This is a genomic window from Streptomyces sp. NPDC051976 (assembly GCF_040680795.1).
GTDB lineage: Bacteria > Actinomycetota > Actinomycetes > Streptomycetales > Streptomycetaceae > Actinacidiphila.
In genome coordinates this window covers 1-23,117 of the sequence record NZ_JBFAXL010000084.1, presented here as the reverse complement: position 1 = coordinate 23,117, position 23,117 = coordinate 1, and the positions used below count along the sequence as shown (strand labels likewise).

Below are 23,117 nucleotides of genomic sequence, written 5' to 3'. Positions count from 1 at the left end.
CGTAGGACATCAGGACCCTGTTGGCCTGACGGAAGTCCGCGGGGACAACACACCGATGGCCTCAGGCGCACACCCGTGCGGCCGAGCAGTCGAGGAGCTGCGGTCTCGTGCGGAGCAACGCGATCAGCATGCCTGGGGTGCCCGCGTGGAGTCCCCTATCCCGTACTAATCCGTACAGCGACGGCCGATCGCGGATCTAGCCTCGCGCTTTCGTGAGGCGGGCTGTCCGAGGCTTGATCACAAACGCGGGAAGTGCTCCTGACCTGGAACGATAGGACTTGTCGAGGGTCCGGATCGTGCCGTGGAAAGAAGCACTGCTCAGGTGAAGAAGCGTCCCACCTGCCCGAGGTGAGGGCGGATCCGAGGGTGCGGAGCTTCATGCTGGTCCTCTCGGGCATACGGCAGCGAGGGACCGGTTCCCCCGTCAGGGCTGATGCGTTCTCAGCAGGTGATCTCAAGGAGTGCGGTGGCGTGGTCGAGGCGTGACCGGTAGTGGTCGGCTGAGGCGGCGATATTGATCCGGCCGGTTGGCACATCGGCCGATGGCGAGGTCTGCGCAGGGTGGCCATGGCACGGGGCGCGCTGCCGGTCTGATGTGAGGCGAAGCTACTGAGCCCTTTCCAACTGTTCCTGTTCGCCGCGAGCGTGGCGCTCGGCTGGTCACGCGCCTTCGGTGTCAAGTCGCTCCGCGGACTGGAGCAGGTACTCGGGAAGTTTTGAACTGGCCGCCAACACCTCGATGCCGATGAGGCGGCCCTGCTCGTCGAAGTCGAGGTTGATCATGCCGTCGACGTCCACTGGATCGCAGGGATACGTGCGCGCGGACGTCACGCGGGCCTGCGGTTCGGTGAGGTATACGTATGCTGCGTTCACGGTCTTGTCGTAGGTGACTCTGACATCCGTCACGGTGAGCGATCCCCCCTTGTTGTCGTTGATGGTGGCGCTGTCCTCGTCCATGCCGCCGGCCGTAGCGATCTCAGGTTGTCGTGGCGAGGTGCAAGGCCAGGACGGCCTTGACCATGTCGGTGATGCGGGTGGTGCTGCAACGGAGTTTGCGCAGAAGCCGCCAACTCTTCAGGGTGGCGTTGGCCTGCTCTCCGACGGCTCGGATCCTGGCGTGGGAGGAGTTCACCGCCCGCTTCCCGGCTGGGAGCGTGCTCCAGCGGCCGCGGTAAGGCACCCGGATCGTCCCCCGGGCTCCCTGGTATCCCTTGTCTGCCCACGTTTGGATGCCGGCTTGGGTGAGCGGTTCGATGATGCCGTGGGTGCGGGCGGCCTTGATGTCGTGGACGGCACCCGGCAGGGCAGGTGAGGCCCAGAGCAGGCGTCCGAACGCGTCGGCGATGACCTGCACGTTCATGCCGTGGCGCTTGTGCTTGCCAGAATAGTAGGGGCGGTCGGCGGCAATGCGGTCAATGTGCAGCAGGGTGCCGTCCAGGATCACGAATGCCTTGTCGGCGGCGACGGTCATGGCCTGCTGGAGGGTGGGGGCGAGGGCCGCCAAAACCTCAACCGCCTCGGCGATGTACCGGTAGACGGTGGTCAGCCCGATCCCGAAGCCGGCCGCGAGCTGGGCGTACGTGTGCCCGCAGCGCAGATGGGCCAGCACGAGCAGAGCCTGTCGGTCCGCGGTCAGGCGGCGCCAGCGCGTGCCGCGCTCACGACGCCGGGCTCTCAACAGGTCGGACAGGTAGCGCAGGGTCGAGTTGGACAGATCGATCCCCGATGGGTAGACAAGCACATGAAGCTCCGGGCGGACAGGTTGATCTTGGTCGACAACCCATCTACCAGGAGCTTCACCTTTCACTGGTGGGCTGCACTTGGTTCCTGCTGAGACCTGAGTCAGATGTGGGCTCTGATCTGCTTCACCGAGTGCCCGAGTGTGTCGCCGATAGTGGCCAGTTCCTCGTCGCCGAACCAGTCACGTTCGGGGTTCCAAATGGCTATCTCGAAGCGGGCGAAGCCGCACGGCCAGTCGTAGTCCAACACGTCCAGCGACGTGGCAGCGCCGCAGCAGGGCACTTCCACGGCCAAGGTGTCGAAGCCCTCCTCACAGTGGCTTTCCAGCAGGTCGGCGTACCACTCGGTATCGATCGAAGCACCGCAGTGCGGGCAGCCGATCCGTTCCAGGTTGTCGCCGCAGTCGACGGGTGTGAGGGCGTCGTGCCAGGTGACGTCGATCTCGACTTCCGCGCCATCGGGCAGGCCGGGAGCCAGGTCCGCGGCAAGCGCGGCAGTCCGCTCGGCCGCCGCCCGGTCGGGCTGCCACTGGGGATCGGTCGGAATGATCGACAGGACGTCGTCGCTCACGGACTCACTCAATTCGTCGGGCACAAGCGTTCGGCGGGGTGCCGCGATCGTAGGGCCACGTACCGGCGGGCCGTTCCCTGGGTTCGTTACTCGTGGACGTCAAGGCCAGTGCCGGCGAGGCAGCCGTCGACTATGTCCGGCCGATACTGGAGCTGCTTGAGCCTACGCTTGACGGCCTTGGTGATCTGGGCGAGGTCGGCCGCGGCGAGGTTGCCGACCTCTCGCTTGACCAGCGACCAGATGCCTTCTTGCGGGTTGAGGTCAGGTGCGTATGCGGGCAGTTGGAAGAGGGTGAGCCAGTGCACGTTCGCAGCGACCCACTCCCTCATCCCGGCGGTCAGGTGCAGCCGCACGTTGTCCCAGACGAGCACGATCGGGCCGCCAAGCCGGATGCGGGCTCGGACAAGCAGGTCCCGCAGATCGCGCCAGCCGAAGCCCTCCGGCTCGTCTTTGCGGCCGTGGTAGACGGCGTAGATCAGCCGCGACCGTTCCCCGCGCCTATAGCAGACCATGCCTGCCATCGAGACCCGCCCGGATCCCCGCCCGCGGACCCGCACCACCGGAGTGCGGCCGACCCGGCCCCAGGTCCTGGCACGCGGCGGCATCATCGACTGCCCGGCCCCCGTCCTGAAAGACGATCCAGGCCCCGAGCGCCGCCGCGGTGCTCTTACCCGCGGCCAGACCTCCTTCTTCCACAGCTCAACGGCTTCGTCATCCCGCTCGATCGCCCGCCGAGCAGGCTGCTGCCATGACCAGCCGTGCCGCTTCAGCAACTGCCAGGTCCCCTCCACGGTGTACGAGACATGGAAGAGGCGGCCGATCAGGGCCTTCACCCGCGCCAGCGTCCACCGCTGATCTGCCCAGCCGTGGACCAGCGGCCCCCGCTCCAACTTACGTTCCAGCCTGTCGACCTGGGCCGCGCAGAGCTTGGGCCGTCCCGGTGAACCTGCGGACAGCAGTCCCAACTCGCCCCGCTCCCGCCAAGCCCGGCGCCATCGCTCAACCGACCGCTCCTTGACCCGCGGCGCGGCCCCGATCTCCCGGTTCTTCTCGCCGCGTTCGAAGTGTTCCACGGCCTGCAGCCTGCCGCTCCCGGGCGGCCCTCCCCGCGGCGGTCAAACCGCCGCCCTGCGCATACCTCACGCCCAGATGGCTACCAGCGCCGAGCCAGCACCCCTCAGGCAAACCGCCCCGACATCACCCGTTCAAGTTCAGTACCACGCGCACGTCCGAGGCCGGGCCTGCCCGACTCCCGTGCCCCGGTGGGACGGAGCGCCCTTGAAGCGAAGGTTGCGAAACGCTCGCCGGACAGTGGTCACCCGGATCAGGCGCGGCAGCCTCTACGTCGGTGAATTGAGTGGCTGCTCCACCATCTGCACCCCGGCTTGCGCCGCCATTGTCCCTCCAGCTGCCAGGAGCCTGTACTTGATCTGTATTGCCAGGGTGAAGCACCGTGTCCAGCGAATTCCGGTTCGGAGCCGCTGGACACGGTGGGAGCTATGCCGGCATTCGTGTGGCTAACCGTGCGGGGTTTGGTTGTTCAGGATCCGATGAGTGTCCAGTAGGCGTTGACTTCGGCCCAGTTGGTCCAGCCGCCGCCGTTGCTCTGGGTGTAGCCCATGTGGCCGCCGCTTCCGAGTGCGAAGGCGGTGTTCTGGTTGGTTTCCGGGTCGTAGACGAGGGTGGGGTCGCCGGTGAAGTTGTTCCAGTAACCGTTGGCCTCGGCCCAGTTGGACCAGCTGGCTCCGTCGTTGCTGCTTTGGGTATAGCCGATACGGCGGTCGCCGCCGCGGGCGAGCAGCGAGATCGTCTTGGTGTGGGGGTTGTACACCGGGCGGGGGTCGCCGGAGAAGTTGTTCCAGTAACCGTTGACCTCAGCCCAATTCGACCAGCTCGCTCCGTCGTTTGCGCTTTGGGTATACCCGATGCGGCCGTCGCCACCGCGGGCGAACACCGTCATCCGGTGGGTCTCCGGATTGAGGACGACGTGCGGGTCGCCGGAGAAGTTGTTCCAGTAAGCGTTGACCTCGGCCCAGTTGGACCAGCTCGCCCCGTCGTTGCTGCTTTGGGTATAGCCGATACGTCCGTCCCCACCCCGGGCGAAGACCGTCATCCGCCCGGTGACCGGATTGAAGATCACGTGCGGGTCGCCGGAGAAATTGTTCCAGTAAGCGTTGACCTCAGCCCAATTGGACCAGCTCACACCGGCATTGGTGCTCTGGGTGTAGCCGATACGTCCGTCACCACCCCGGGCGAAGACGGTGACCCTCTTCGTGTTGGAGTTGTACACCGCCGAAGCGTCGCCCTTGAAGTTCGTCCAGTACGAGTTCACCGGGGGTCCAGTTCGACCAGCTGACACCGTTGTTGGTGCTCCTGCTCACGCCCATGGCACCGTCGGCCGACCCACGGGCGAAGAGCAGCGTCGCCTTGCCATCCACGTCATAGACCGCGTTCGGCGTGCCCTGCAACGCCCAGTAGCCGTTGGCCTCGGCCCAGTTGGACCAGCTGGCCCCTCCGTTCAAGCTCCTGGTGAAGCCGAGATGGCCCCCCGACCCGAGACCGAACAAAGTCATCACCTTCCCGACGGGGTCATACGCCCCCCAGCTACTGTCCGAAGTAGGGACATTGGTCGACGCCGGCGGGGCGGGGACGCCGACCGGGCTGACGTAGCCCAGGAAGCTGTACGAGGAGCCCTCGAGTTGCGTTTCGATGGAGGCTGCCGTGCCGGTGACCTCGGTGACCCTGCCGCCCTGGTTGCCGCCGATCTCGGTGATGGTCCCGTTGGAGTTGACGCTTTCCACCAGGCCGACATGCGCTCCGCCGCTGGCCTTGGTCGGGAACCCCGCACCACCGAAGATCATGGCGTCGCCGGGCTGCGGCGTGTAGCCGGACGGGTCGTGCCATGTGCCGTTGGCGTCACCGTAGTTGACGAAAGTGGTGACCGTGGCACCGAGCGTGGTGACGTCCACACCGCCCTGCTGCCACGCCCACTTCGAGAACTCGGCGCACCACTCCACGTTGCAGTCCACTATCCCGCAGCCATCGGAATTGAGTTGACTGCGGGCCGCGGAAACGATCTTGCTGGTGTCGGTTGCCGCGGCTGCCTGCTGGGCGGTGACCGCGCTCAGGGTGAGGCCGGACAGCGCGAGACAGGCCGCCGCGGCGATGGAGCGTAAAAGTCGACTGGATGGCATTGCGGGTTCTCTCCTTGGACGGAGGTGATGGGGTCGGAGTGCCCGAGCCGGTGTGCCGGTGCCGAGTGGACGCCCACGCGGCCTGGACGTAGAGCTGGGCAGGGATCGTGCCGTTGGACTGGGGCCGGGTGACGGGCCCGCCTCGACAGTGGCGCGGACCACGGCACGCTTGTACTACTGGGCCCAGTAGGGCTTCCCCGCACCGCGCCTACGGTGCCCTTCGGGTCGTCGACGGCGAAGGGCTCCGCTCAGCAGAAGGCGAGTACGGGGCCGCTGCGGGCCCATCGGCTGGTTCAGCAGTGGGGCATACCGGGCGTCATGTGGAACCTGAGTGCGCCGTCCACGTACGGCGCGAAGGTCCAGGTCACCCGATCCAGCGGGAACAGGTCACTGACGGTGGCGCCTACCTCCTCACTGCGGTACCAGACGTCGCCGTCATTGCCGACGTTCCCACCGGACACCCAGCAGTCCGCCTGAATGAACTGGCCTGGCGAGAGGGTGAGCCCGTTGCCGTACTTGGCACACCCCGCGTCGTCGCGCAGGTAGACGCCCGCGCCGTGGCTGGTAACCAGTTGGATCGCCATCGGGTCAGAGCCGTGGTTGTTCGGGTGCAGGTCAGCGGACGCCTGCGAGGTCGCGGAAAGAATGGTCGCCCCAGCCAGGGCGAACGCGGCTCGGGGCCACTATGGCGATCGCATGCTTGGCCTTTCCGAGTTTAAGCATGGGTGTCGTTCTCCCCTCTGATACGGCCCGGTGCGGCCATGGGTGCTGGAGCGGCATAAGTACGACAGCTCTCCGTGCAGCGGACTCGCCTGTGCCCCTCAACGACCATCTAGGGTTCGACGATCGCTGATCTGTTTGCGCTGTTTGCCTTGCAGCGGGACACCACCACAGTGCCCCGGGTGCCCGTATGGAGTCGCGTTTCCCGCACAAGCCCACACACCGGCCCGCTTCGCACGCCCACGCGGGCTCGGAGAAGCCGCCGTACACGGAGTCCTCGGACGCTTCGAACGACATGCCGTGCGGCAAGGGCAAGGCCCGCCGCGTGTTCACGGCACAGCAGCAGGAGAACGGGAGGGGTTGGGACAACCCCGCCTCCATGCACGATGAGATCCAACTGGCGGCAACCTACTTCGGCTTCTCCCAGGGCAAGTACGGACCCGATCGGGACGCGAAGAACGGCCAGGGCCCGACCAAGGTCTCCTATGCGATGCTCAGTGGCACCCACCACGCACGCGCCGCTTGGGCAGTTGCGGAAGGCGGAATGCCTCTACCTGCGGGTTCGTAGCTCTCGAAACCGCGGCGATCCCGTACTCAAGCCGTCGGACTCCCTGAAGAGCGGGCGGCGTTCCGGTCTTGGGCACCGCGGGGCACGCCGCGTGGTGTGATGTGGACATGGAGGTCGTGCTGGCTAGCTTGATCGCCGTCGCCGGAACTCTGCTGGGGTCGATCATCACCTTCGACTTCCAGCGCCGCTCCAGTGCGCGCGCGGAGGATTTTGCCCGCTCCCTGCAACTGCGCCAGGAGCGACTGGCGACCTACAGTGCCTACGCCGGAGCTGTGACGGCACTCAAACAGGGGGCCATCGCCCTCTGGTTTCATCAGCAGTCAGACCCCGACAGCCCTGCGGCGCGAAGCGCCTTCACAGAGTGTGACCGACTTGGCGCCGCTGCCGAGAACGCCCAATTCCGAGTCCTACTCCTGGCCGAAGATGCCACGCTCGTCGCTCTCGCTGCCTCGGCTTTCGACGCAATTGAGCCCATTCGTAGGGCTTCGACGAGAACCGAACTCGCCGCTGGCGAGCAAGCGCTGCAGGGTGCCCTCAACGCCTTCATAGCCACCGCCGCTGCCGAGATCCACTGATCCATGCCAGGACCGAGTAGGACCAACGACGCCCCTGATGATCACACTCGGCGTTTCGTCACTCCGGAACCTTCATTCCGTCGGTGGCCCATGAACAGCAGCAAGTGCTGGTGGGGCCAGCATCTCCTCACCGGACGAAACCAGTAGGGTACGCGAGGTGAACCGAACTTCCTCATTCCCGACGGCGTTCCGACTGATCGTCACGGGAGGTGGGACCGGCGGCCATACGTACCCGGCGCTGACCGCGGTGCGCACCTTGCAGTCCCGGCTCGCCGTGGACAAGCGGGCGCTCGATGTGTTGTGGATCGGCACGGAGGACGGGCTGGAGGCGCGGGTCGCTCCGGCGGAGGGCATCGCGTTCACCACGGTTGCCACCGGCAAGGTCCGCCGGTCCAGCAACCCTCTCAAGATGGTGTCGCCTGCGAACGTCCGTGACATGGCGCGGGTGCCGCTCGGCGTCGCGCAGGCCAGGAAGATCATCGCCGACTTCCGGCCCGACGTGGTGCTGGCGACCGGCGGGTACGTCGCGGTTCCCGCGGGACGGGCCGCCCGGATGTGCCGCAGGCCACTGGTGCTACACGAGCAGACCGTGCGGCTTGGCTTGGCCAACCGCAAGCTCGCCGGCTCGGCCACGCGGATCGCAGTGTCGTCTGCGTCGTCGCTGCCGCTCCTGCCGGAAGCGGCGCGGGGCATCGCGGTGGTGACGGGCAATCCGATCCGCCCCGAGGTGCTGACCGGCCACCCGGATAAGGCGGTTGAAGCACTGGGGTTGCACGGCTTCGACCGGCGCCTGCCCACGGTGTACGTCACCGGCGGCGCGCAGGGCTCGCAGCAGATCAACGACGTCGTCACCGGCGCGCTGCCGCGGTTGCTGCAGGGCGCGAACGTGGTCCACCAGTGCGGTCCGGCCAACGTCGAGGTCTTGCGCCGGGCCGGGGGCGCCCTGCCCGCAGATCTAACGGCCCGGTACTACGTCACGGGGTTCGTCGGTCCGGAGCTGCCGGACGTCCTGGCCCTGGCCGACGTCGTGATCTCGCGCAGCGGCGCGGGCACGCTTGCCGAACTGACCGCCCTGGGCAAGCCCGCGGTGTTCATTCCGCTGGCGTCGTCGGCCGGGAACGAACAGGCCCACAACGCCCGGCACCTGGAGGAGTCCGGGGCCGCAGTCGCACTGCTGGGCGACGTCACCAGCGACCACCTGGTCGGCGCGGTATGGCCCTTGCTGTCGGATCCCACGCGGCGCGCCGAGATGGCACAGCGGGCCCGGGCACACGGGCAACCTGATGCCGCGGACAGGCTCGTGGACGTCCTCCTGTCCGCCGCATCAGGCTGATCGGCCAGGGCCCGCCGGGTTGGCCACCGGCCACTGGCCCGACAGCCTTGTACGTGCAATGCGGGAGCCGTTTCGTGTCATCAACTCCCCCGGGCCGGCGAGCACCAGCCCCCGTGCATCTACCTGGACGATGTCGAGCGCGGCTGTGACCAGTGGGCCGTTGCTCAAGTCCGCGTCACCAAAGACGCCACACGCGAGCGCGGTGAACTGCCTGGCTGGTCCTCATAGGCGGGTGAGCTGCCTGCCCGCTGCGGTTCCCGGGTTGGTGGAGCGGAAGGCAACCGGTTTACCCACACCCGTTGGTCAGCCGGAGTGATGGCACGGGTACAGCCTGCCCCAGTGCGCGTTCCGGCAGGGGGCGTTCGCGCCTTCCGGGCAACGCCACCGCGAGCCCCTCCAGGGGTCAGCACCCCGGCGACCAGGGACGTTGCGTGGTGACGTCACAGGAGGGGCATGCGGGGCGAGCCACACCCTTGACAAGTCTTGTTCAAAGCTGCACGCTCTGCGACACGAAGCGACACGATTGAACGTGAGTAAACAAAACTTCTCATGAAGATGACGGCACTCGCCATGAAGGTGACTCCCCGCAGGCCGGCGCGGCGGCCTTGTTCCGTGGCCAGTCCGTAGGGCTACTGCGGCGTCAGCAAGCTCTCACCCGCGCCTATGCGTTCACCAGAGGTGGTCCAGCGCCATGGAGGCGACATGACCCTGAGATTTCCGATCCATCGCAAACTCGCAAGACGTACCTCGCTCCTGTCCGCCCTCGCGCTCGCCGCCGCTTTGCTGGTCAACTGGTCGGTGCCAGTGGCACAGGCGGCCACCTCGACCTCGGTCACCGTCGACGGCTCCGGTACGGGCCGCACGTTCGACGGTGTCGGCGCGATCTCCGGTGGCGGCGGCAACACCCGGCTTCTGGTGGACTATCCGGAGCCGCAGCGCAGCCAGATCCTCGACTATCTGTTCAAGCCCGGCTACGGCGCTTCGCTCCAGTCGCTGAAGATCGAAATCGGCGGCGACACCAACACCACGGACGGCGCCGAGGCCAGCCACGAGCACACCAAGGGTGTCGTGGACTGCAACCAGGGCTACGAGTGGTGGCTCGCGCAGCAGGCCAAGGCCCGCAACCCCAACATCAAGATCTACGGACTGGCCTGGGGCGCCCCCGGGTGGGTAGGCAACGGCACCTTCTTCACCAGCGACGCCGTCACTTACCTGATGGACTGGATGGGCTGCGCCGCCCAGCACAACCTGACCGTCGACTATCTCGGCGGATGGAACGAGCGCGGCTACAACGCCTCCTGGTACGAGAGCCTGAAATCGGCGCTGACCTCACACGGCTACGCCACCAAGGTCGTGGCCGCCGACGACAGCTGGTCCGTCGCCGACTCCATGACCACGGACTCCGCCTTCAAAAACGCCGTCGACATCGTCGGGGTCCACTACCCTTGCGGCTACAGCAGCGGCGGAGCCATCGGCAACAACGCCGACTTCACCACCTGCTCCAGCACCAGCAACGCGCAGAACCTCGGCAAACCGCTGTGGGCGAGCGAGAACGGGTCGCAGGACGCCGAGGCCGGAGCCACGCAGGTCGCACGCGCGGTCAATCGCGACTACATCGACGGCCGCATGACGGCATATTACAACTGGCCCATCGTGGCCGGGCTCTACCCCAACACCTACTTCGCCTTCAACGGACTGGCCGTCGCCAACCAGCCCTGGTCAGGGAACTACAGCATCTCCAAGACGGCCTGGGTCCTGGCGCACACCACCCAGTTCGCCCAGGTCGGCTGGCAGTACCTCGACTCCGCCAGCGGCTTCCTGGGCGGCAACCGGTCCAACGGCAGCTATGTGACGCTGAAGTCGCCGAACGGCAGTGACTACAGCACCGTCATCGAGACCGTGGACGCCACGGCGGCGCAGACGTTGAGCGTCCACGTCGCAGGTGGCCTGTCCACCGGCTAGGTCCACATCTGGGCCACCAACCTCAACTCGCCCCACGACAGCGACCACTTCGTCCACACCACCGACGCGACCCCATCCAGCGGCACGTACACGCTGACGCTGCAGCCCGGCTATATGTACACGGTCACCACGACCACCGGCCAGGGCAAGGGCACTGCCACCGCACCCTCGGCGGCCCCGCTCAGCATGCCGTACTCCAATTCCTTCGAGACAGCAGCGACCACCACGTCCCCGAAGTACTTCACCGACATGAACGGCGCCTTCCAGACGGTGGCCTGCGGCGGCGGCCGCTCTGGCACCTGCCTGCGCCAGATGGCCGCGGCGCAGCCGGTCCGCTGGACCGACGAGAACTACAACGCGCCGTACACCGTCATGGGCGACGACTCATGGGGCAACTACACCGTCACCGCGGACACCATGCTCGAGCAGTCAGGCGCCGTGGACCTGCTGGGCCGCGTCGGCATGCAAGGGCGCAACGACAACGGGCTGCAGGCGTACCACCTGCGAGTGGGCAGCACCGGCGCTTGGTCGATCGCCAAGTCCGTGGTCACGAGCGACAACAAGTGGGGTTTCACGACCCTCACCAGTGGGACGACGACGGCGCTGGGCACCAACCGGTGGCACACCGTCTCGCTGACCATGCAGGGCTCCACCATCAGCGCCAAGCTCGACGGCACGACCCTCGGCAGTGTCACGGACACCAGCTACACCCACGGACGCGCCGGACTGGGCACCGTGGACTCCACCAGCACCGTGAACGGCGGCGGCTACCAGACGCAGCAGTTCGACAACTTCTCGGTCACACCGGGAAGCAACCCGACGCCCACCCGCTCAGGTGCCGTCGCCTCCGGCATCACCGGCAAGTGCCTCGACCTCAACGGAGGCAACACCGCCGACGGCACCGCCGTCCAGCTCTACGACTGCAACCAGTCGCCGTCGTCGCAGACCTGGACCTACACCACCAGCGGTACCGTGACCATCGGCGGCAAGTGCCTGGACGTCACGGGCCAGGGCATCACCAACGGCACCCCCGTCGAGCTCTGGAGCTGCAACGGCGGGGACAACCAGAAGTGGACGCAGCAGGCCGACGGCAGCGTGCGCAACGCGCAGTCCGGACGCTGCCTGGACGACCCCGGCGGCAGCACGGCCAACCTCACCCGGCTGGACATCTGGACCTGTGACGGCGGCGCCAACCAGCGGTGGGCCCTGCCGTAGACGAACGATGCCAGAAGCAGGGGCCAGAGCCGCACATCGCGTCCCTGGCCCCTGCGCCATGTGCGAACACACCACCTCGCCAGTGTCCTGCGCAAGCTCGAGACCACGCGGAGGCACATGAGGAGCGAGGCTCGCCGAGGACAACGCCGCCCGTTGACGAGAGCGCCCTCCGGCTCTGCTTCAGTCGGCAGACGCAGGAGTGTGCTGCCGGGCTACGTGCCATGCGGCCACCTGCGCGCGGGAGGTGATCTCCAGCTTGTCGAAGACGTGTGCGACGTGGCTCTCGACGGTCCGGGGGGCGATGGTCAGATGGGCAGCGCGACCCGCCACGAACAGCCCGGCTCCCTGGCCGCGTAGGACCGCTCCTGCCGCAGGGCCGCGGCGACGGTGAGCAGCCTGGGCTGCGCCTCGGCGTCGGCGTTGATGACGGCGCGGAGCCAGAAGTCCTGTCCCGTCAGGCCGCCTTCGTGTAGCCGGTCCAAGGTGGTCACTACGATCGGGATGCGTGCGTTGTACGACGTGCTGCCCTCGCGGGGTACGCCCTGCCAGTGCCGGCGATTGCGCGCGGTGATCTGCTGCACAGTCCCGTCCGGGTTGCGGGGCCAGGTAGGAAAGAAATCGGTGGACGTCGTCGGGATACTGCCGTCATGGCCGTCACTCAGCAACTCGCCCGCGTCCCGGTGGAGTATCTCGCCTCCTGCCGCCAGTCAGCCGACGCATCGAAGGATGGCGATCCTCGATGGGATCCACCGTCGGCGGATGTCCTGGACCTGGACTGGGCGCCGTTCCTGCTCGAACGGGTCTGCGAGCTGGGAGGTCTCGACGACGTCCATCGGAAGGCTTTCCGGCAAGCTCTCGACGGAGACACTTCCATCGACCTCGCCTTCCTCAACACCCATCCGCATGCCATCGGCCCCTTCGGGCCAGACCCCACGGCCCTCTCCGCGGCACAGGTAGCTCGCGCTGCGGAACTGCTCGGGCAGATCGACTTTCCGGCCCTCCTGGCCGCCCTGCCCACAGATGAAGGCGACGCCGGCGCCTTGATCGGCAACGGCGCAGACAAGATCGTCGGTGGCCCGAACAAGTACGTGCTGGGGCACTTCAACGCCCTGCGCGACTTCTACCATGCTGCATCCCAACGGCAGCTCCTCGTCGTGCTCTGGTGGGACTGACACGGACCGCCTAGCCATCGGCTCACGCCAGCAGCTGGGGAATTGCGTGAACGTCCACAGACCGGATCGTGCCAGGTCCGTGAGCGGGCCCACCGATGACAGGGCCCGCCGCCGGTGGTGCTGGACATCCAGAGCGTCCACGCGGGAGCAGGGTCCCTGCCGCCACGACAGGCCGGGATCCGGCCAAGCGGGTGCCGGGCGCCGCGAGCGCGGACTGGCCGTGGACGTCGTCGGCCCGTTCATCGCGGTCGTCGTCCTCGCCGCGGGCACGCACGACGACACCGTGGGCACCATCTCCTGCTCGGCGTCCTCACGAGGTCCGATACTGCCGCCTCCGCCGGGAAGTGGTGACTGGCCGAGCCCCCATCAGCAGCCCTGCCCCGGCCTCACCCGCAAGCTTGCACCGAATGGCGCACCGCCCGTTCAGGCACCGAGTTCCGCGAGATGCTGGACCAGAATGTCCTGCGCCTGCTGCGGGCTCAGCCGCGCCGGCCGGGCCAGGAGTTGCACCACCATCCCGTCCAGCAGGGCGTGCAGCCGCGCCGTTTCCGCCGCGTGGGTGCGCCCTGCGCTGAGCGCCCCCAGTTCCTCCAGCGCGGTCATGGCGCTCTCCACCGCGCCACGGATCAGGTCGTCGACCTCGGCGCGGCGTTGCGCGGCGGAGGGGTCGCGGTGCGCGAGGGCCACCAACGCGAACCAGGCTTCGGACTCCAGCCGGCGCTCGTCGTCCAGTGGCAGCAACTGCTCCAGGTGGGCCTGTACCAGCTGCGGCGACGGTGCGCCCGAGGCGGCATTGATCTGGCCGATCCGCTGCCGGACCGACTCCACCACGACGTCGATGGCGAACAGCACCATCTCGGTCTTGTCCGGGAAGTAATGCCGCAGTGCTCCGGCCGACCAGGCGGATTCCTCGGCCACCGAGCGGACGGACACCGCGTCGAAGCCGTCGCGCAACGCGACGCGCCACAAGGCTACCGCCAGTTCTGCGCGACGCCCCTCATGATCTACGACCTTCGGCACCCAACCATTGTCACACGCCCGTGTTACATTGTTTCTCACACGAACGTGTCAAAAAAAGGGGGCGGTCATGACCCGCGCTCGCCGGGCTCCGTGGTGGATCTACGCCGTGACCATCGGTGGACTCAACCTCGCTCGCCAAGTCCTCTTCCCTCCCTCGCAGGTGGGCACCGCGGCCACCATCAGCCTGTTCTTCGCGGTGCTGGCGATCAGCTTCGCCGTCGTCACGGCCCTGCATGCCCTCCTCGCGCCCCGCGACCGCGAATAGGGGCCGCCGGCAGCCAGCCTTCGGCCGTGGAAGGCAGGGGTCGGGGAGCCCGCTGGGTTCAGCAGTACGCGCGATGCCTGGCTATGACCGCTCAGCGCCGACCGGATGCAGCCCGGTCAGCGCGGTTCAGGTACCCCAACGGGGCGCGGGACTTCGTAGCCATCCTTGAAGAGCAGAAGGAGGAACCCGTTCATCCGCACATCATCGGCTTCGCGCGGGAGGAACCGCGGATGGCGGGGACGGTGGAGGTGGCCCTGCGTTAGCGCGCCTCCCCTGACGAGCGGGTCCGGTGCTTCGCCAACAGCCGGCCCACTGACGGCGGCACACACGAGCGCGGCTTCGGCGATGGGTGGCTGCCGCAGTCACCGCAACCGCGCACGAGGTGGCGGCTCGGCTCAGATCCAGGTGTAGTTCTCGTCCGTGACTGCCTCGAGCGAGGCGTCTGCCACGTCAGCGCGCGGCGAGTCCAGGGCGGCCAACGCAGCGCCGACCGGAGGGAACAGCGGGAGTCCGCCCATGCTGCGGTAGTTCACCCACGCAATGGTGCCGACCTCGTGAGAGCCGTCGGGCAGCTCGTCGAATTCCTGCCTCGCGAGCGCCTCGCGGACGTCCGCAGTGACGTGAAAGCGGTAGACCAGGTGCAGCTTGCGGGGCGGTGGCGTCGGGCCAGGGCGGGAGACACGCTGGTCCAGGACCCACAACAGCTCGCCTCCCTCCGCCTGGTCCACATCGAGGGCCAGTTCCTCGGCCAGCTCACGACGCAGAGCCTCCGGCAGCGGCTCCCCGTCCTCGACGTTGCCACCGATCGTCGTGTTGTGCACCGAGTCAGCGCGCTCACGGCGAATGAGCGCAACGTCGTCACCGCAGAACAGCACCGCACTCACACGGATCTTGACGTGGGAGAACGGGACCGGATCGGCACCCGGGGTGAACGTCATGGCAGCAAGTATCCCCACTGGGTCCACAGCACAGGGTTTGGCCGCCCCTCCCCCGGCCCACGCCCCACGATGTGGGAAGGCAGCGGACCTCGTGTCACAAGGCAATCGGCCGGTACGCCAAGGCATGGTCGACCACTTCCTCGGCCGACAGTTCCCGCTCCGACGGCCAGAAGAGCAGATCGCTGACGTGACCGGACGGGCAGGCCAAGGCTCGGTCGAGTCTGTCCAGCCAGTCGTTCACCTCGTCTTCGGAGGCGTAGTCCGCCTCCATGATCCGCTGTACAAGCGCGACCGCTTCCGCCCGACTCAACCCCAACGCACTCACCAGGCCCCCTTCACCGGCGCACCATACCCAGCGGCGCGACCGGCCGGACGCGTCCCAATGCCGCATCAGGCAACGTTCACCCGGTAGCACCGCCGGTAATCCCGTCAAAATACCCTCCCCGGCGCGGCCCGAGACGACCCCTTCCTGGCCTCCGGGGGGTGCTCGGGCGGACGCGGGGCGGGGATCGGGAGTTGGGCCCTGCCCGCCTGCTCCGTGCGTCGCAGCAGCCCGCTCCAGGCGTCGCGATATGCCGCCTGACCTGGTCTTTCTGCGACCAGCACTTGGCAAACGACCCCGGTCTTGGCGGCGCCTAGGGATCAGTCGGGGTGATGTGCGGCCAACGCGCTTTCGATCAGCCGATCGACATGTTCGGCGGCCTTGGGACGGTCGGCAGTGGCTTTGCGCAGCCCGGCGCACGCAGCATGCAGATCAGGTGAGGGCCCGTGCTCGGCGAGCAACACTACCAATGCCTGCCAGTGGCCCCACTGCCTCTCCGGCAACGCCGACAACTCGTCAATGTAGGCGCGTGGCTCCAGCAACCCCACCAACCTGCCCGCCGCTTGTGTGAGAGCGGCGAGGAGATCGGCGCGCAGCTGGTCCACGTCCGTGTCGGCGGTCAGTCGCCATCGGTCGGCAAAACACTGATCCGTGTGGCGGGAGTCAGAACACGTGACCCGACCTTCGAGGACTCGAATCCCATCGAACTCCCTCGCCTTACCGATCGGGCGGACGTTCCCGTTCTTCCAGTTCCACCACGCCGTCGGCACCACAGCCGTGTTGAGGTAGAACAGCTTGGCGTCCCATGTCGAGCTTTGCGACCCTTGCTTCTGGACCACAGCGACACCCTCAGGGGTGGCCAGTCGCCAAACCCCGCAGGAACCACGAAAGCCCATCGGGCGCAGAGCCGCCCCCACGTCCCGCATCAGGCCCCTGACAACCGCGTCGAGGTCACACATCCCTCAAGGCTACCGATGATCCGTTCGGCACAGGCGCGGTCCAGAACGCAGCCGAGGGCTGCGACAGCTTCGTGGGCGGCGTACTTAAGCAAGCGGCCGTGGAGGTTGGGTCGTCGGATAGGAGCAGCCACTCCCACGACAGCCGATCCGCCCCATCCTCGCCACCAAACGGCAACCGCTTGGTCACCCCGTGACGGCAGAACAGCCCGCACCCACACGCCATGACCAGGCAATCACCAGTCGAATGCGGCTGCACAACCGCCGTCGCCAAGGCGCCCACTCACAGTCGCCAACACAGGGAGGTTTGAAGACGGCCAGGCATGGCCCATAGGGCCGGACGTCCCGCAGCAGTCTCCCCTGCCTCGGTGTCCCTCATCACGTCAGTCATCAACTGTCGCTTTCAGCCCAGGAGTTATACCCGTCACCGTACAGACCCGATCTGCCACAGAAAGTGCGGGCGGGCTGGAACCGCGGATCTGATGGGGGCGTGCTTGCCAGTGGGACGTCAGGGGCGGTCTTCACGGGGGAGGTCGATGTGAGCCAGCCTTGGGGCCTGAGTGGCCCGCAGTTCCTTGGTGTGTACGCCGGTGTGTGCGTGCTCTCGATCGTGTTGGTCAAGGTCATCTGGGTGGCAGTGCGCCGGAGTGCGGGCCCGGCCGTTCCGGTGACGGCGGACGTCTACACGCTCGCCCTGCTGAGCGGGGGCAGTGCGCGCGTGGTGGACACGGCGGTGCAAGCCCTGGTGGAGAGCGGGCAGTTGCGGGTGAGCCGGGACCACGTGATCACGGTCTGCGGGACGGGCATTCCCGAAGAGCCGGTGCAGAGGGCCGTGCTGGCGTGCGTCGGCCGGGTCAAGAGCACGAACCTGACGGGTGTGCGGCGGCTGAGTGCCGCTGCGGACCCCGTAACCCGGATCTCCCGGGCGGCGGCCGAGCAGGGGCTGCTCCTCAGTCCCGGCCGGCGTCGGAAGGCGAGGGCAGCCATGGTGCTCCCGGCGGCCGTCTTCGGTATGGGCGTCGCCCGGTTGGTCAACGGGGTACGGCTGCACCGGCCTGTCGGCCTGCTGGTGCTCTTCCTCGTGATCACCGTGGTGGTCTCGCTGATCGTGGCCGCCGGAGTGCCGAAGATCACCCAAGCCGGGCAGGATCTGCGCGACCGGGCGCGCAAGGGGGGAGGGCCGGATCCGGAGGAGTTCGGCTCGTACGGTTCCTACGGCTCGTACGGTTCCGTTGGCATCCCCGGGCAGGGCGGCGCCGTCGCCTGGTACGACGGGCAGGCCCCGTACGAGGCCCGGACCGTGCGACAGCCCGGCAACCTGCGGGTGCCGGCCACAGTGCTCGGCGTGGCGGCGCTGGGCGCGGTCGGAGTGGCGGATCCGACGCTGCGCCAAGCGCTGTACGGGGGGATCACGTCTTCGTCCGGTGGCGGGGGCAGCACCTCTGGCTGCGGCGGTGGTGGAGGCGGCGGGTGCGGCGGCGGCGGGTGCGGCGGCGGGTGCGGCGGATGAACAGCCCGGTTTCCGGTGGGGGTGCGGCGCCCGGCACACGTGCGGTGGCCGACAGGGATGGGGTGCCCGTCCTGGGTTACGGCATCGGCTGGCGTCCGCAGATAGACCTGACGGTGGAGAGGCTGCCAGGCGTGGACTTTGTGGAGGCCATCGCGGAGGGCCTCGACCCCCGGCGGCTGCCGGAGTCGCTGCGCGCGCTGCGTACCCGAGGGACGACCGTGATCCCGCACGGAGTGTCCCTGTCGCTGGGTGGCGCCGAGCGGCCCGATCCCGCGCGGCTGGCCCATCTCGCCGCGTGTGCGCAGGCGTTGGGATCGCCGCTGGTCAGCGAGCACATCGCGTTCACCCGGGCGGGTGGCCTGGACGCCGGGCACCTGCTTCCGGTGCCCCGGACCCGGGAAGCGCTCGCGGTGGTCGCGGAGAACATCCGGATCGCCCAGGACCAGTTGCCTGTCCCCTTGGCTCTGGAGAACATCGCGCCGCTGTTCGCCTGGCCCGGAGAGGAACTGACGGAAGGTCAGTTCATCTGCGAACTCGCCGACCGCACCGGCGCCTTGCTGCTGGTGGACGTCGCCAACCTGCACACCGCACGCGTCAACCTCGGCGCCGACCCGCATGACGTACTGGATCAGCTGCCCCTGGAACGGCTGGCATACGTCCATGTTGCGGGTGGCACCGAACGTGACGGCGTATGGCATGACACGCATATCCACCCGGTGACCAGACCCGTCCTCGCGCTCCTCACCGCGCTGGCCGTACGCACCCGGGTGCCGGGCGTCCTGCTGGAACGCGACGGCGACTACCCATCGGACGCGGAGCTCGCGGCTGAACTCACCGCCATCCGCGACGCGGTGGCCCTGACCGGCCATGTCCGCTGACCCGCGTACCGCGCTCGCGGCGGCTCAGCAAGCCCTTGTCGCCGCTCTGGTGGCGGACTCGGCCGCTCCGCCCGGCTTCGACGACGATCGGATACGTATCCAGGCCCGCGCGCTGTTGATGAAGCGCGCCCGCACCGCCGCTGCCCACCACCCGTGGCTCGCGGCAGCCCTCGGCCCCGATTACCTGCCGGCCTTCACCGCCTACGCTCGTACACGCCCGCCGCCCGCGAGTAGCGGCAGCCACGCAGACGCTGCCGCCTTCGAATCCCATCTCCGCGCCCGCGGTGAACTCCCGCGTTCACCGCGGGGTGCCTTGCTGTCCCGCTTCCGGCGCCGGCTGCCGGAGTCCCCTTGGTAGCTGTCTGCCGTTCACACCGTCCATGACCTCGGGCTTCCGCCGAAGTCGACTTCGGCCAGATCGAAAGCCCTCGTTGTGGCCGCGTGGGGTGCGGAGCGATCACTGGTCGTCAGCCGGTGTGTTTCGCCGTCGAGGTGGAGGACGCGTCGGGCGCGGGCTGCGGAGCTGGTGCGATGGGCGATCACGATGAGGGTTCCGGGGCGGTCCTGGAAGGCGCGTTCGGCTCGCTGTTCGGCGGCTGGGTCGAGGTGGGCGGTGGCCTCGTCGAGGATGACGACGGGTGCGGGCGAGAGGTAGGTCCGGGCCAGGGCGAGGAGTTGGCGCTCCCCGCTGGAGAGGGTGCCGGGGCCGGCGATTTGGGCGTCGAGGCCGCCGAGGCGGGTGAGCAGGAGCTGGAGCCCGACGCGTTCGGCGGCATCGGTGATGGTGGCGTCCCCGGCGAGCGGGGCGAGGTAGCGGAGGTTGTCCCGCACGGTTCCCGGGAACACGTAGGCCTCCTGGGGGACGAGGACGAGCAGGCGGGTGCGGAGCTCCTGAGGAAGTGCGGTGACCTGTCGGCCGGCGATCGTCATGGTTCCGGACGTCGGTTCGTGGATGCCCGCGAGGAGGGCGGCGAGGGTGGACTTGCCGATGCCGCTGGCTCCGGTGATCACCAGGTGGTCGCCGAAGGGGATGTCGAGGCTCAGGTCGCGCAGCACCGGCTCGGCGCCGGGGCCGTAAGCGAAGCTCAGCCGGTCGATGGTCAGGCTGGGCGTCGACGCGGCCCCGGACAGGTGGTCCGGCGGCGGCATGGGCGGACCGGGGCGGGGGAACGGCGAGCGCTCCGGCGCGACCTCGCCCAGGCGGTGCAGCAGCACGCCCAACTGGCTCCAGTAACCGCTGACCGCGCCGGTGAGCATCTCCAGCGCGGGGACGACGGACCCCGCGATGTAGACAGCCGCGCCGATCAGGGCGCCGGCACTGATCGTGTGGGCGTCGATGAGGCGAGGGCCGAGCAACAACAGGCCCAGCAGCGGAAGGTATCCGCCCAGCAGCACCACCGGGACACGCACCGCGACATTGCGACCGACGCGGAGCACAGAGTGCAGGGCTCGGTCCGACTGCTCCTCGACCAGTGCGGCCGCCTGCTCCTCCGCCCCGAGCGAGGCGATGTCGCGGGCGGCCCCGAAGACCTCCCCGACCTGGCGCGCCACTTCCTCCGAGGCGATGAGCGTGTCCCGGCGCACAGCGGTCAGCCGGCGCATGGACCAGACGAAGGCCGCGATCGCCGCGGTGAGGGGAACCACCACCACAGCCGCGAGGAGAGGGTCGAGTCCGGCAAGGCCGACAAGCGCGGCGAGGAGGGTGGCCACCAACGGGCGCGCAGTGCGCAGCAGCGTCGAAATGAGGTCGCGGGTGCTGTCGATCTGGCTGCTGACCCGGGACACGCTCGCCGTGCCCGGGTCCCGGCCCGACGCGGTCGCCCGGGCCAGGGTGTTGTGGACGACCCGGCGGGTGAGGTGGTCGCGCAGCGGCTCGACCACGTCGGCGAGCGAGTCGAACATGGCGCGCTCGGCGCAGGCACGGATCAGGTACAACACGGCCAGCAGGCTCAGCCAGGTCAGTCCGGTGCCGGTGCGGCCGTGGAGGAATCCCTGGTCGAGGGCGGCTGCGGTCACCCAGCCGGACGCCAGCACCGGCACCGCCTCGATCGCGGACAGGGCGGCGATGCGCAGCAGTGGCCGTCGACTCCCCTGCAAGGCATCAGCGAGCAGCGCCGCCGCGATCGGCGTCAGGCCCAGACGGGTGACCCCCCTGCGCCGCGCCGCGGCGGCGCCCCGATGGGGTGCCGCGCCGGTCAGCGGTCGGCTGCGCATCACTGCTCCTTGCTGTAGCGGTCGTCATCAGCGGTGTCGGCGGCGGGCTGATCGGTGTGGGCGAAGACGGCCCGGTAGGCGGGGTCCGCCCACAGGGAGTCGTGCGGGGCCAGGGCGCGGATGCGTCCGTCGTGCAGCCATGCCACCAGGTCGCAGCGGGCGGCGGTGGTGGAGCGATGGGTGACGACCAGGCGGGTACTGCCGCCGAGCCGCTCGGTGACGGCCTGGCTGACCAGGTTCTCGGTCACCGTGTCCAAGCCGGAGGTGGCGTCGTCGAGCACGTGCAGCACAGCCGGCCGGGCCAGGGCACGCGCCAGTCCGATGCGCTGGAGCTGTCCCCCGGACATCGGCGCACGGCTCGGAGGAGTGTCGTAGCCGTCGGGCAGGCGGCGGACGAAGTGGTCGGCCTGGGCGGCGCGGGCGGCGTTCTCGACCGTGTGGCGCGTGACGTCGGTGCGGCCGAAGGCGATGGCCTCGTGGAGAGTTCGGCCCGGCAGCGCGGGGTGCTCGAAGGCGTAGGCCACGGCGCCGCGCAGGGTGCGCAACTCCAGTTCCCTGACGGGCACGCCGCCCAGGAGGACCTCTCCCTCGTCCGGATCGACGAGTCGGCCCGGCAGTGCGGCCAGCAGGCTCTTCCCGGACCCGGTCGCCCCCACCAGGGCCACCGCGGCCCCCTCGGGGATCTCCAGGTCCAGCCGGTCCAGCACGGGTGCGCCGCCCTGGTGGACGGTGACGCCCCGCAGCGAGACCGCCCCGCTGACGGGTGGTGTGCGCAGTGGGCCGCCCTCGACGACGGGCTCGTCCAGGACGGCACCGAGGCGGGAGGCACCGGCTCGTGCGTAGGCCAGACCCATGACCGCGTCGACCTGGTCGAGCAGGCCGGACGCCAGGGTGAGGTATCCGGACACGGCCAGCAGGGTGCCGGGGCTGATGCGTCCGCCGACCAGGTCGAGACCGGCGGTCGCGAGAACCAGGACCTGCGTCAAGGGCATCAGCAGACCGATCTTCCACATCGCGCCCCGCTGAATGCGCCACATCGCGCGGCCCGCGGCGGACAGTTCGGGCAACGGAGCGACAACGCGTTCGGTCTCGGTGGCCAGCGTGCCGACCGCACCGATGGTGCGGGCCCCTGCCAGGGCGTTCACCAGAAGGGTCGCCATGCCCGTCTGGGCGGCCAGGTAGCGGGACTCGGCGTCGCCGGCCTGCGAGATGAACCTGCGGGCCACCAGCGCGGTGAGCGGGAAGAGCAGCGTGAAGACCGCGCCGGCCCGCCAGTCCACGACCCACAGGGCGACCAGGGCCGCTACCGAGCCGGCGGCCGAGACGGCGGATCCGGCCGCTTGGGTGGGCAGGGAGGCCGCTTGGGGTGCGGCCTGGACCACGTGCGTCACCGCTTCCCCGACAGGGAACGGCGATCGCGGCCCGAGGCCCAGATGCCGGCGTACCGTCAGCATCCTCATCCACGCGGTGCTGTGCGCCGTGCTCGAGACTGACAGCAGCAAGCCGGCCGTCTCGCCGATCGCACCGGCCGCCAGGACTGCCGCCAGCGCGGCGACCGGCCCCGCGGTGTCAGCGTGCCGGAGCACCGCGTCCACGGCCTGGGCCAGCAGGACCGGCAGGGCCACCCCCGCCGCCACCCGGGTGCCGAGTGCGGCAGTGAGCAGAAGCAGACGCGCGCGCATGCGGATCGCGGTGGCTGCCAGCAGTCGGCCACCAGACGTGGCGTGCATGGAACCTCCGGTGGGAGTACGGGTGGTGGGGCGGGACAACGACCGGAATCGGCGAATTCACCGCCTCGTCGGGGGGCGCTGGTCGCCGGTCGCTGGTCACCTCCTTGCGCGGAGTGGGCGCGGGGGGGGGGGGGGGCCGGCGCGGCCCGCCGGCGCGCCCGCCCCCCCCCCCCCCCACACTGGGGGGGACGACCCGCCCCCAGACGGGGGGGGGGGGGGGGCAGGAGAGGGAAGA

General features: G+C 68.8%; 23 protein-coding genes and 1 pseudogene. 9 read left to right on the top strand and 15 right to left on the bottom strand.

Features of this window, described 5'->3' with window-relative positions:
* Nucleotides 1–660 precede the first annotated feature (660 nt).
* From AB0M29_RS41485 to AB0M29_RS41455, 7 genes are all read right to left on the bottom strand, one after another.
* Entirely contained in the window at nt 661–957 is a 297-nt protein-coding gene (locus tag AB0M29_RS41485; RefSeq protein ID WP_365392151.1) for a DUF2283 domain-containing protein, read from the bottom strand.
* 19 nt (nt 958–976) lie between these two features.
* Complete coding sequence (locus tag AB0M29_RS41480; RefSeq protein WP_365392149.1) at nt 977–1,741, bottom strand: IS5 family transposase; 765 nt, start codon at nt 1,739–1,741, stop codon at nt 977–979.
* A 101-nt stretch (nt 1,742–1,842) separates the two neighbouring features.
* Nucleotides 1,843–2,310 (bottom strand): hypothetical protein, encoded by a 468-nt coding sequence (locus AB0M29_RS41475; RefSeq protein ID WP_365392148.1) that lies wholly within the window; start codon nt 2,308–2,310, stop codon nt 1,843–1,845.
* Nucleotides 2,311–2,396: 86 nt separating this feature from the next.
* Complete coding sequence (locus AB0M29_RS41470; protein WP_365392146.1) at nt 2,397–3,383, bottom strand: IS630 family transposase; 987 nt, start codon at nt 3,381–3,383, stop codon at nt 2,397–2,399.
* A 467-nt stretch (nt 3,384–3,850) separates the two neighbouring features.
* Nucleotides 3,851–4,600 carry a hypothetical protein gene (locus tag AB0M29_RS41465; RefSeq protein WP_365392144.1) on the bottom strand — a complete coding sequence of 250 codons (750 nt, stop codon included), beginning with the start codon at nt 4,598–4,600 and terminating at the stop codon, nt 3,851–3,853.
* The gene (locus tag AB0M29_RS41460) at nt 4,551–5,504 is read right to left on the bottom strand and encodes a CHAP domain-containing protein (protein WP_365392142.1); all 954 of its coding nucleotides are present in this window, start codon (nt 5,502–5,504) and stop codon (nt 4,551–4,553) included. The genes AB0M29_RS41465 and AB0M29_RS41460 overlap by 50 nt, the downstream gene beginning before the upstream one ends.
* 293 nt (nt 5,505–5,797) lie before the next feature.
* Nucleotides 5,798–6,088, bottom strand: coding sequence for a hypothetical protein (locus AB0M29_RS41455; protein WP_365392140.1), 291 nt, complete (start codon nt 6,086–6,088; stop codon nt 5,798–5,800).
* Nucleotides 6,089–6,414: 326 nt separating this feature from the next.
* Between AB0M29_RS41455 and AB0M29_RS41450 the strand changes: the two genes are divergently transcribed.
* The 5 genes from AB0M29_RS41450 to AB0M29_RS41430 all read left to right on the top strand — a co-directional run bounded on the left by AB0M29_RS41450 (nt 6,415) and on the right by AB0M29_RS41430 (nt 11,877).
* Entirely contained in the window at nt 6,415–6,792 is a 378-nt protein-coding gene (locus AB0M29_RS41450; protein WP_365392138.1) for a hypothetical protein, read from the top strand.
* A 107-nt stretch (nt 6,793–6,899) separates the two neighbouring features.
* Nucleotides 6,900–7,367 (top strand): hypothetical protein, encoded by a 468-nt coding sequence (locus tag AB0M29_RS41445; protein ID WP_365392136.1) that lies wholly within the window; start codon nt 6,900–6,902, stop codon nt 7,365–7,367.
* A gap of 196 nt (nt 7,368–7,563) precedes the next feature.
* Nucleotides 7,564–8,700, top strand: coding sequence for a UDP-N-acetylglucosamine--N-acetylmuramyl-(pentapeptide) pyrophosphoryl-undecaprenol N-acetylglucosamine transferase (locus AB0M29_RS41440; protein ID WP_365392165.1), 1,137 nt, complete (start codon nt 7,564–7,566; stop codon nt 8,698–8,700).
* 702 nt (nt 8,701–9,402) lie between these two features.
* Nucleotides 9,403–10,662 carry a hypothetical protein gene (locus AB0M29_RS41435; RefSeq protein ID WP_365392134.1) on the top strand — a complete coding sequence of 420 codons (1,260 nt, stop codon included), beginning with the start codon at nt 9,403–9,405 and terminating at the stop codon, nt 10,660–10,662.
* A 114-nt stretch (nt 10,663–10,776) separates the two neighbouring features.
* Complete coding sequence (locus AB0M29_RS41430; protein WP_365392132.1) at nt 10,777–11,877, top strand: ricin-type beta-trefoil lectin domain protein; 1,101 nt, start codon at nt 10,777–10,779, stop codon at nt 11,875–11,877.
* 180 nt (nt 11,878–12,057) lie between these two features.
* Here AB0M29_RS41430 and AB0M29_RS41425 read toward each other — a convergent pair whose 3' ends face one another.
* On the bottom strand, nt 12,058–12,207 hold the full coding sequence (locus AB0M29_RS41425) for a LuxR C-terminal-related transcriptional regulator (RefSeq protein ID WP_365392131.1): 150 nt from the start codon (nt 12,205–12,207) through the stop codon (nt 12,058–12,060).
* Nucleotides 12,183–12,458 carry a hypothetical protein gene (locus tag AB0M29_RS41420; RefSeq protein ID WP_365392129.1) on the bottom strand — a complete coding sequence of 92 codons (276 nt, stop codon included), beginning with the start codon at nt 12,456–12,458 and terminating at the stop codon, nt 12,183–12,185. The genes AB0M29_RS41425 and AB0M29_RS41420 overlap by 25 nt, the downstream gene beginning before the upstream one ends.
* Nucleotides 12,459–12,524: 66 nt before the next feature.
* On the opposite strand from AB0M29_RS41420, the gene AB0M29_RS41415 reads away from it, so the two are divergent.
* Nucleotides 12,525–13,049: a DUF1877 domain-containing protein gene (locus AB0M29_RS41415; RefSeq protein WP_365392127.1), complete on the top strand. Its 525-nt coding sequence runs from the start codon at nt 12,525–12,527 to the stop codon at nt 13,047–13,049.
* Nucleotides 13,050–13,472: 423 nt separating this feature from the next.
* On the opposite strand, the gene AB0M29_RS41410 is transcribed toward AB0M29_RS41415, so the two are convergent.
* Nucleotides 13,473–14,069, bottom strand: coding sequence for a TetR family transcriptional regulator C-terminal domain-containing protein (locus AB0M29_RS41410; protein ID WP_365392125.1), 597 nt, complete (start codon nt 14,067–14,069; stop codon nt 13,473–13,475).
* Between the two features lie 67 nt (nt 14,070–14,136).
* Here AB0M29_RS41410 and AB0M29_RS41405 point away from each other — a divergent pair, with 67 nt between their 5' ends.
* Nucleotides 14,137–14,334, top strand: coding sequence for a hypothetical protein (locus tag AB0M29_RS41405; protein WP_365392123.1), 198 nt, complete (start codon nt 14,137–14,139; stop codon nt 14,332–14,334).
* A gap of 395 nt (nt 14,335–14,729) precedes the next feature.
* Here the strand turns inward: AB0M29_RS41405 and AB0M29_RS41400 are convergent, their stop codons facing one another.
* From AB0M29_RS41400 to AB0M29_RS41390, 3 genes are all read right to left on the bottom strand, one after another.
* Nucleotides 14,730–15,272: an NUDIX domain-containing protein gene (locus AB0M29_RS41400; RefSeq protein WP_365392121.1), complete on the bottom strand. Its 543-nt coding sequence runs from the start codon at nt 15,270–15,272 to the stop codon at nt 14,730–14,732.
* A 94-nt stretch (nt 15,273–15,366) separates the two neighbouring features.
* Nucleotides 15,367–15,597: a bacteriocin immunity protein gene (locus AB0M29_RS41395; RefSeq protein ID WP_365392119.1), complete on the bottom strand. Its 231-nt coding sequence runs from the start codon at nt 15,595–15,597 to the stop codon at nt 15,367–15,369.
* A 317-nt stretch (nt 15,598–15,914) separates the two neighbouring features.
* Nucleotides 15,915–16,520: a DUF4304 domain-containing protein gene (locus AB0M29_RS41390; RefSeq protein ID WP_365392163.1), complete on the bottom strand. Its 606-nt coding sequence runs from the start codon at nt 16,518–16,520 to the stop codon at nt 15,915–15,917.
* A 568-nt stretch (nt 16,521–17,088) separates the two neighbouring features.
* Here AB0M29_RS41390 and AB0M29_RS41385 point away from each other — a divergent pair.
* Together AB0M29_RS41385 and AB0M29_RS41380 are read left to right on the top strand one after the other, a co-directional pair.
* Nucleotides 17,089–18,060 carry a TIGR04222 domain-containing membrane protein gene (locus AB0M29_RS41385; RefSeq protein WP_365392117.1) on the top strand — a complete coding sequence of 324 codons (972 nt, stop codon included), beginning with the start codon at nt 17,089–17,091 and terminating at the stop codon, nt 18,058–18,060.
* 62 nt (nt 18,061–18,122) lie between these two features.
* Nucleotides 18,123–19,296, top strand: a pseudogene (locus AB0M29_RS41380) (DUF692 domain-containing protein).
* An 11-nt stretch (nt 19,297–19,307) separates the two neighbouring features.
* Here the strand turns inward: AB0M29_RS41380 and AB0M29_RS41375 are convergent.
* On the bottom strand, nt 19,308–21,152 hold the full coding sequence (locus AB0M29_RS41375; RefSeq protein ID WP_365392115.1) for an ABC transporter ATP-binding protein: 1,845 nt from the start codon (nt 21,150–21,152) through the stop codon (nt 19,308–19,310).
* A complete protein-coding gene (locus AB0M29_RS41370) occupies nt 21,152–22,882 on the bottom strand; it encodes an ABC transporter ATP-binding protein (RefSeq protein WP_365392113.1) in 1,731 nt (576 codons plus the stop codon). Before AB0M29_RS41370 ends, AB0M29_RS41375 begins: the two co-directional genes overlap by 1 nt.
* Between the last annotated feature and the right edge of the window lie 235 nt (nt 22,883–23,117).